Origin of the sequence: Streptomyces sp. URMC 126 (assembly GCF_051386555.1) — a bacterium.
In the GTDB taxonomy this organism is placed as follows: Bacteria; Actinomycetota; Actinomycetes; order Streptomycetales; family Streptomycetaceae; genus Streptomyces.
The window spans coordinates 64,420-73,126 of sequence record NZ_JBPQTX010000004.1; the positions used below are offsets into that span (position 1 = coordinate 64,420).

The window sequence follows — 8,707 nt, forward strand, 5'->3', positions numbered from 1 at the left end:
GAAACCACGGCCCGCGGATCGCGACGCGGCGCGCCAGCGGCCCGCGCGGGCCCGGAACGGCGCAGGACAGGACGGTAAAGTCCTTCCGCGTGCACCTCAAGAGCCTGACCCTGCGCGGGTTCAAGTCCTTCGCCTCCGCGACGACCCTGCGCTTCGAGCCCGGGATCACCTGCGTCGTGGGCCCCAACGGGTCCGGCAAGTCGAACGTCGTCGACGCCCTCTCCTGGGTCATGGGCGAGCAGGGCGCCAAGTCGCTGCGCGGCGGCAAGATGGAGGACGTCATCTTCGCCGGGACGACCGGCCGGCCGCCGCTGGGCCGCGCCGAGGTCTCGCTCACCATCGACAACTCCGACGGCGCGCTCCCCATCGAGTACGCCGAGGTCACCATCACGCGGATCATGTTCCGCAACGGCGGCAGCGAGTACCAGATCAACGGGGACACCTGCCGCCTCCTCGACATCCAGGAGCTCCTCTCCGACTCCGGCATCGGCCGCGAGATGCACGTCATCGTCGGCCAGGGCCAGCTCGACTCCGTCCTGCACGCCGACCCCGCCGGCCGCCGCGCCTTCATCGAGGAGGCCGCCGGCGTCCTCAAGCACCGCAAGCGCAAGGAGAAGGCGCTGCGGAAGCTGGACGCGATGAAGGCCAACCTCGCCCGGGTCCAGGACCTCAGCGACGAACTGCGCCGCCAGCTCAAGCCGCTGGGCCGGCAGGCCGCCGTGGCCCGCCGCGCCGCCGTCATCCAGGCCGACCTGCGCGACGCCCGGCTGCGGCTGCTGGCCGACGACCTGACCGCCCTCCGTGAGGCGCTGCGCGCCGAGATCGCCGACGAGACCGCGCTCAAGAGCCGCAAGGACGCGACCGAGGCCGAGCTGCGCGAGGCGGCCCGCCGGGAGGCCGACCTGGAGCGGCAGGTCGAGGAGCTGGCGCCGCGGCTGGCCACCGCCCAGCAGACCTGGTACGAACTCTCGCGCCTCGCCGAGCGGGTGCGCGGCACCATCGGCCTCGCCGACGCCCGCGTCACCAGCGCCACCGCCGCCCCCGCCGAGGAGCGGCGCGGCCGCGACCCCGAGGACCTGGAGCGCGAGGCGGCCCGGATCCGGGAGCAGGAGGCCGAGCTGGAGGCCGCCGTGGAGGCCGCGGACCGGGCCCTGGAGGACACCGCCGCCCACCGCGCCGACCTCGAACGCCGGCTCGCCGAGGAGGAACGCCGACTCCGCGACGCCACTCGCGCCCTGGCCGACCGGCGGGAGCAGCGGGCCCGGCTGCAGGGCCGGGTCACCGCGGCGCGCGGCCGGGTGGCGTCCGCCGAGGCCGAGGCCGGCCGGCTGGCGACCGCCCGCGACGAGGCCCGGGAGCGCGCGGCGGCGGCCCGCGAGGAGTACGAGCTCCGGCAGGCCGAGGCGGACGGCACCGACGCCGGTGACGCGGAACTCGCCGGCCGGCTGCAAGCCGCGAAGGAGGCGCTGGCCGAGGCCGACGCCGCGCTGGCCGCCGCCCGCGAGGCCGCCACGGACGCCGACCGGCGCCGCGCCGCCGTCACCGCCCGGCACGATGCTCTCTCCCTGGGCCTGCGCCGCAAGGACGGCACCGACGCCCTGCTGTCCGCGCGGGAGCGGTGGGACGGACTGCTGGGCCCGGCCGCGGAACTCCTCACCGTCGCCCCGGGGTACGAGCTGCCGGTGGCCGCCGCCCTGGGCGCGGTCGCCGACGGCGTCGCCGTCACCGGCCTCCCGGCCGCCGCCGAGGCGCTGCGCCTGCTGAAGAAGGAGGACGCCGGCCGCGCCGTCCTGCTGCTCGGCGGCGCCCCCGGCCCCGCCGGCCCGGAGCGCCCCGCCCCGCCCGCCGGGCGGTACGCCGCCGGTCTGGTCACCGGGCCGGAGGAACTGCTGCCCGCCGTGCGGCGGCTGCTGGACGGCGTGGTGGTCGTGGACGCGCTGGAGGACGCCGAGCGGCTGGTCGCCGGGCACCCGGAGCTGACCGCCGTCACCGCCGAGGGCGACGTCCTCGGCGCCCACCTCGCCCAGGGCGGGTCCGAGGGCGCGCCCAGCCTGCTGGAGGTGCGGGCGGCCGTCGATGAGGCCGCCGCCGAGCGCGCGGAGCTGGACGAGCTGTGCGCCCGGCTCTCCCGTGAACAGGAGGCGGCGGGGGAGGAGCGCGTCCGGTGCGCGGCCCTGGTCGAGGAGCTGGCCGCCCGGCTGAGCGCCGCGGACCGCGAGAAGTCGCGTTCCGCGCAGGTGCTCGGCGGACTCGCCGGGCAGGCCCGGGCGGCGGCGGGCGAGGCGGAGCGGGCCGCCGCGGCGGCGGCGCACGCGGAGGAGGCCCTGGTCCGGGCGCGTGAGGAGGCCGAGGAGCTGGCCGGGCGGCTGGCCGCGGCCGAGGAGCTGGAGGAGGACGGCGCCGACGACGAGCCGGACACCTCCGTCCGCGACCGGCTGGCGGCCGACGGTGCCAACGCCCGGCAGACCGAGATGGAGGCCCGGCTCCAGCTGCGGACCCACGAGGAGCGGGTCAAGGCGCTGGCCGGCCGGGCGGATTCGCTGGACCGGGCGGCGCGCGCCGAGCGGGAGGCGCGGGAGCGGGCCGAGCGGCGGCGCGCGCGGCTGCGGCATGAGGCCGAGGTCGCGACGGCCGTCGCGGCGGGTGCCCGGCAGTTGCTGGCGCACGTCGAGGTGTCGCTGGTCCGCGCGGACGAGGAGCGGCGGACCGCCGAGGCGGCGAAGGCCGAGCGCGAACGGGAGCTCGTCGTCGGCCGCAACCGGGCCCGGGAGCTCAAGGCCGAGCTGGACAAGCTCACGGACTCGGTGCACCGGGGCGAGGTGCTGGGGGCCGAGAAGCGGCTGCGGATCGAGCAGTTGGAGGCGAAGGCGCTGGAGGAGTTCGGCATCGAACCCGAGGCGCTGGCCGCCGAGTACGGTCCGGACCAGCCGGTGCCGCCGTCGCCCCCGGCGGAGGGCGAGGAGCCGCGGGAGCTCGCGCCCGTCCCGTACGTCCGGGCCGAGCAGGAGAAGCGGCTGCGCGCCGCCGAGCGGGCGTACCAGCAGCTCGGCAAGGTCAACCCGCTGGCGCTGGAGGAGTTCGCGGCGCTGGAGGAGCGGCACAAGTTCCTCTCCGAGCAGTTGGAGGACCTGAAGAAGACCCGGGCCGACCTGCTCCAGGTCGTCAAGGACGTGGACCGGCGGGTGGAGGAGGTCTTCACCGAGGCGTACCGGGACACCGCGCGGGAGTTCGAGGGGGTCTTCTCGCGGCTGTTCCCGGGTGGCGAGGGCCGGCTGGTGCTGACCGACCCGGACGACATGCTGGCCACCGGCGTGGACGTGGAGGCCCGGCCGCCGGGCAAGAAGGTCAAGCGGCTGTCGCTGCTGTCGGGCGGCGAGCGGTCGCTGACCGCCGTCGCCCTGCTGGTGGCGATCTTCAAGGCGCGACCCAGCCCGTTCTATGTGATGGACGAGGTGGAGGCGGCGCTGGACGACACCAACCTCCAGCGGCTGATCGGGATCATGCGGGAGCTCCAGGAGAGCTCGCAGCTGATCGTGATCACGCACCAGAAGCGGACGATGGAGGTCGCCGACGCGCTCTATGGCGTGTCCATGCAGGGCGACGGTGTCTCAAAGGTCATCAGCCAGCGGCTGCGGTGACCGGATCCGATCCCTGTCGGCCGGCCGGTCGGTGATCGTTCACCGCCTGTCGGCCCCGCATTTCGGGCATTTTTCATGATCGCCTTCAAGTAATGAAGGCAAACTACCCCAAAGGCAGGGGATAGTTCTTCGTCACAAAGTATTGACTTCGCCAAATGAAGACATAGGGTCTGCTGCGTTGCTTATGCCTTCAACTGGTGGGCACTTGGATCATGTGACCCACTGGAAAGGCCACCCCCACACCTTTCCCGGCAATGTCGCCGAGGAACCCAGGAGTACACGTTGACCAGCACTGCGATGGCGCAGGGGGCCGAGGGCCGCAAGGCCCAGCCGGACCACCTCGGCCACGTCATCTTCATCACCGCGGCCGCGGCCATGGGTGGCTTCCTCTTCGGCTACGACAGCTCCGTGATCAACGGTGCGGTCGAGGGCATCCGCGGGAAGTACGACATCGGCTCGGCCGCCCTGGCCCAGGTCATCGCCATCGCGCTGATCGGCTGCGCCATCGGCGCCGCGACCGCGGGCCGGATCGCCGACCGGATCGGCCGCATCCGCGTGATGCAGATCTCGGCGACCCTCTTCACCATCAGCGCCGTCGGTTCCGCGCTGCCCTTCGCCCTCTGGGACCTGGCCTTCTGGCGCGTCCTGGGCGGCATCGCGATCGGCATGGCCTCGGTCATCGGCCCGGCCTACATCGCCGAGGTCTCCCCGCCCGCCTACCGCGGCCGGCTCGGCTCCTTCCAGCAGGCCGCGATCGTCGTCGGCATCGCCGTCTCGCAGCTGGTCAACTGGGGCATCCTCAACATGGCCGACGGCGACCAGCGCGGCAAGGTGCTGGGCATCGAGGCCTGGCAGCTGATGCTCGGCGTCATGGTCATCCCGGCCGTCCTCTACGGCCTGCTCTCCTTCGCCATCCCCGAGTCCCCGCGCTTCCTGATCTCCGTCGGCAAGGTCGACAAGGCCAAGGCCGTCCTCGCGGACGTCGAGGGCAAGGACATCGACCTCGACGGCCGCGTCGCCGAGATCGAGCACGCGATGCGCAGCGAGCACAAGTCCAGCTTCAAGGACCTCCTGGGCGGCAAGGCCGGCTTCCTGCCGATCGTCTGGGTCGGCATCGGCCTCTCGGTCTTCCAGCAGCTCGTCGGCATCAACGTCGCCTTCTACTACTCGGCGACCCTGTGGCAGTCCGTGGGCATCGACCCGAGCGACTCGTTCCTCTACTCGTTCACCACGTCGATCATCAACATCGTCGGCACCGTGGTCGCGATGCTCTTCGTCGACCGGGTCGGCCGCAAGCCGCTCGCGATCGTCGGCTCGGCCGGTATGGCCGTCTCCCTGGCCCTGGAGGCCTGGGCGTTCTCCTCGCAGGCCGGCGACGGCTCGCTGCCGACCGCCCAGGGCACCGTCGCCCTGATCGCGGCCCACGCCTTCGTCCTCTTCTTCGCCCTCTCCTGGGGCGTCGTGGTCTGGGTCTTCCTCGGCGAGATGTTCCCCAACCGGATCCGCGCCGCGGCGCTGGGTGTGGCCGCGGCCGCCCAGTGGATCGCCAACTGGGCCATCACGGCGAGCTTCCCGAGCCTGTCGGACTGGAACCTCTCCGGCACCTACATCATCTACACGGTCTTCGCCGTGCTCTCCATCCCCTTCGTGCTCAAGTACGTCAAGGAGACCAAGGGCAAGGCGTTGGAGGAGATGGGCTGACATCCCCCCCGCCGCCCATCTCCACGGACAGGCCGCCCCGGTTTCGCACCGGGGCGGCCTGTCCGCCGTTCCGGGCCCTGTCCCGCCGCCCCGGGCCCTACGCTGAGGACGTGCTCTCCCTCGTCGTGGCATCCCAGGGCCGCCCCCCGGCCGTCGAGCGGAACGCGGACGCGGTGCACTACGCCGCCAGCACCATGAAAGTGGCCGTCCTGGCCGCGCTCCACCGCTCCGGCACCGACCTCGACCGGCCCGTCCCGGTCGTCAACCGCTTCGCCTCCGCCGCCGGCGGCGGTACGTACGCCGACGACCCCGCCGAGGACGGCGACCCGCTGCCCTGGCAGCGGCTCGGCGGCACGGCGCCGCTGCGCTGGCTCGCCGAGCGGATGGTCACCCACTCCTCGAATCTGGCCACCAACCTCTGCCTGGCCGAGGTGGGGTACGCGGCCGTGGCCGAGGTCTGGCGCCGGGCCGGCGCCGCCCACAGCGTCGTACGGCGCGGCATCGAGGACCACCCCGCCCGCGCCGCCGGCCTCCAGAACCTCGTCACCGCCCGCGATTTGGCCGCCCTCCTGGACTCCCTGGAACCCGAGGTCCTGGCCCTGCTGGAGCACAACGCCCACGGCGTCGACCTCGCCGCCGGCCTGCCCCCGGGCACCCGGCTCGCCGGCAAGAACGGCTGGATCACCGGCCTCCGCCACAGCGCCGCCGTGGTCTACCCGCCCGACACCCCGCCCTACACGATCGCCGTCTGCTACACGGGCCCGCTCGGCTCGGGCGACGACGTCGACGACCCGGCCGCCCGCCTCTTGGCCCGGATCTCCGCCGGGGTGTGGCGCTCCCGGCACAGGATCGCGGAGGCGGGGGAGAGGGGGTAGGCAAGCCCCTTGCGGGCAAGTCCCGTCAGGGCAGGCCCCGTTCGGACAGGTCCTCGTCTCAGGCGAGCGCGGAGGCGAACATGCCCGCCTCGTACGACCCTCCCCGCTGGTGCACGATCACGGCGAACCGGTTGGCCGCGTTGATCAGCCCGACCAGGCAGACGAGCGCGGCGATCTGGTCGTCGTCGTAGTGCTCGCGCACCCGGTCCCACGTCTCGTCGGACACGCCTTGGTGGGCATCGGCCATCCGGGTGCCCTCCTCGGCGAAGGCCAGCGCGGCCCGCTCCGCCTCGGTGAACACCGTGGCCTCGCGCCAGGTGGCCACCAGGTGCAGCCGCGCGTGGCTCTCCCCGGCCGCCACCGCCTCCTTGGTGTGCATGTCCACGCACCAGCCGCAGCCGTTGATCTGGCTGGCGCGCAGCGACACCAGCTCCTGCGTGGACAGCGGCAGCGACGACTGGTGGAGCAGCGCACCGGCGTTGGCGAACCGCTTGGTGAACCGGGCGCCGAACTCGTTGCCGAACAGGTCGAAACGGGTGTCCATGACGTCGTCCTCACGTTGTGGTGTGTCACTGGCGACCATGAGATGCCGCCCGTCCCCGCCCTGTGACGGGATACGGATGTGACGAGGACCACCGGCGGCGGCTGTCACAAAGCGCCGACGACCGGTGTCCGATGCATGTGACACGGTCGGGAACGAACACGGGGGAGCACGCGGTGAACAGCGAGCAGGGCGCACGCGCGGCGGAGGCGGCGGCTAAGACGGATATGGAGGAGACGGCCGGGCGAGGCGCCGGCGCGTCCGTGGACATCGCCACCGAGACATTCGTCGCCCACCGCAACCTGCTGTTCACGGTCGCCTACGAGATGCTCGGCTCGGCCGCCGACGCGGAGGACGTGCTCCAGGAGACCTGGCTGCGCTGGTCGGCCGTCGACCTCGCCACGGTCCGGGAACGGCGCGCCTACCTGGTCCGCATCACCACCCGCCAGGCCCTGGGCCGGCTGCGGACCCTCGGCCGGCGCAAGGAGTCCTACGTCGGCACCTGGCTGCCCGAGCCGCTGCTCACCGCCCCCGACGTGGCCGAGGACGCCGAACTCGCCGACAGCGTCTCGATGGCGATGCTGCTGGTCCTGGAGACGCTCACGCCGACCGAGCGGGCGGTGTTCGTGCTGCGCGAGGTGTTCGACCTCGGATACGACGAGATCGCCGAAGCCGTCGACAAGTCCCTCGCCGCGGTCCGCCAGATCGCCCACCGCGCCCGCTCCCACGTCGCCGCCCGCCGGCCGCGCGGGACCGTCTCCCCGGCCGAGACCCGCAGCGCCCTCGACGCCTTCCGGCGGGCGGTGGAGACGGGCGACCTGCAGAGCCTGCTCGACATCCTCGCCCCGGACGTCGTCCTCCTCGGCGACGGCGGCGGCGTCAAGAAGGCCGTCCTCCGGCCCATCGTGGGCGCCGACAAGGTCGCCCGCCTGCTCGTCGGCTCCCTGTCCAGGATCAAGGCGGAGACCTCGCTGCGGCTGACGGAGGTCAACGGCCGCCCGGCGCTGGCCTTCCGGATCGACGGCGAGCTCGACACCGTCGTGGCGGTGCGCATGGACGACGGCCTCATCAGCGGCTTCTACGCCGTCCGTAACCCGGAGAAGCTGTCGCACATGGAGCGGGAGGCGGCGCTGCGGCGTTGAGACCGACGGGCGGGCCCGCCGCGAGGCTCCGCCGCCCCTCAGGCGCGTCGCGGCGTCACGGCACGGCCGTCCAGCGCTGCCGGGCGTCGTCGGCGCAGGGTCCGAGCGTCACGTAGGCCGCTTCCCGCGCGGGTGCGACCAGGCACAGGTGGGTGTTCTCGTCGCGGAAGCGGAGGGAACCGTCGCGGTACGTCTCCGCCTGCCGCGGTGGCCCGTACCGTCGTTCCCGCCGCCGGTGCGGCCGTGCGGCACGGAACGTTCGCCGCGCCGGGGCCGGTCGCTGTTCAGGAGGTCGGCCTCCGGTCACTTCCGCGGGTTCAGTGCCGCGCGGTCCGCTTCCGGCAGCCACCACGGGGCATCGGGGAAGCGGTGCCAGTGACGGGCCCGGGCGTAGGTGTGGACGATCTCCAGCGCGCGGTGGGTGGCGGCCGTCGCGGTGCTGGTGTTCCAGACGGCGTGCCAGGGGTAGAGCGGGACCGGGTCGGTCAGGGGGCGGGCGGTGAGGCCGTCGGGGAGGTGCCCGGTGGTCAGACCGAAGGAGGGGTAGCCGCGGGCCTGGACCACCGCGTGGATGGCGGCGCGGCCGTGCCCGCGGACGCGCAGCGCGCTGCGGAGGCCGAAGTCGGCCATGATCCGGTCGATCCAGTCGCGCCATTCGGCGGCCTCGTCGGCGGTGTGGACGAGGAGCGGGTGGTCGGCGAGGGCCGCGAGCGGCACCTCCTCGTGGGCGGCGAGGGGGTGGTCGGCGGGGAGGATGACGCCGATGGGCTCCAGCCTGACGGGCAGGGTGGCCAGCGGCGCGGGGGGGGG

General features: G+C 73.6%; 6 protein-coding genes. 4 read left to right on the forward strand and 2 right to left on the reverse strand.

From position 1 onward, the window contains the following. Positions 1–89: 89 nt before the first annotated feature. The 3 genes from smc (at position 90) to ACSNOK_RS01475 (ending at position 6,214) form a co-directional block, all read left to right on the forward strand. Positions 90–3,638, forward strand: coding sequence for a chromosome segregation protein SMC (smc, locus tag ACSNOK_RS01465; protein ID WP_436778665.1), 3,549 nt, complete (start codon positions 90–92; stop codon positions 3,636–3,638). Between the two features lie 282 nt (positions 3,639–3,920). Beyond that, complete coding sequence (locus tag ACSNOK_RS01470; protein ID WP_436778666.1) at positions 3,921–5,339, forward strand: sugar porter family MFS transporter; 1,419 nt, start codon at positions 3,921–3,923, stop codon at positions 5,337–5,339. A gap of 110 nt (positions 5,340–5,449) precedes the next feature. Beyond that, positions 5,450–6,214, forward strand: a complete 765-nt coding sequence (locus tag ACSNOK_RS01475; protein ID WP_436778667.1) for a serine hydrolase — start codon at positions 5,450–5,452, stop codon at positions 6,212–6,214. A 58-nt stretch (positions 6,215–6,272) separates the two neighbouring features. On the opposite strand, the gene ACSNOK_RS01480 is transcribed toward ACSNOK_RS01475, so the two are convergent. Next, a complete protein-coding gene (locus tag ACSNOK_RS01480; protein WP_436778668.1) occupies positions 6,273–6,758 on the reverse strand; it encodes a carboxymuconolactone decarboxylase family protein in 486 nt (161 codons plus the stop codon). A gap of 224 nt (positions 6,759–6,982) precedes the next feature. Here ACSNOK_RS01480 and ACSNOK_RS01485 point away from each other — a divergent pair, with 224 nt between their 5' ends. Further along, positions 6,983–7,897, forward strand: a complete 915-nt coding sequence (locus tag ACSNOK_RS01485; RefSeq protein ID WP_436778675.1) for an RNA polymerase sigma-70 factor — start codon at positions 6,983–6,985, stop codon at positions 7,895–7,897. 303 nt (positions 7,898–8,200) lie between these two features. On the opposite strand, the gene ACSNOK_RS01490 is transcribed toward ACSNOK_RS01485, so the two are convergent. After that, positions 8,201–8,707, reverse strand: a 507-nt coding sequence (locus tag ACSNOK_RS01490; RefSeq protein ID WP_436778669.1) for a LysR substrate-binding domain-containing protein, incomplete at its 5' end; no start/stop codon positions are given.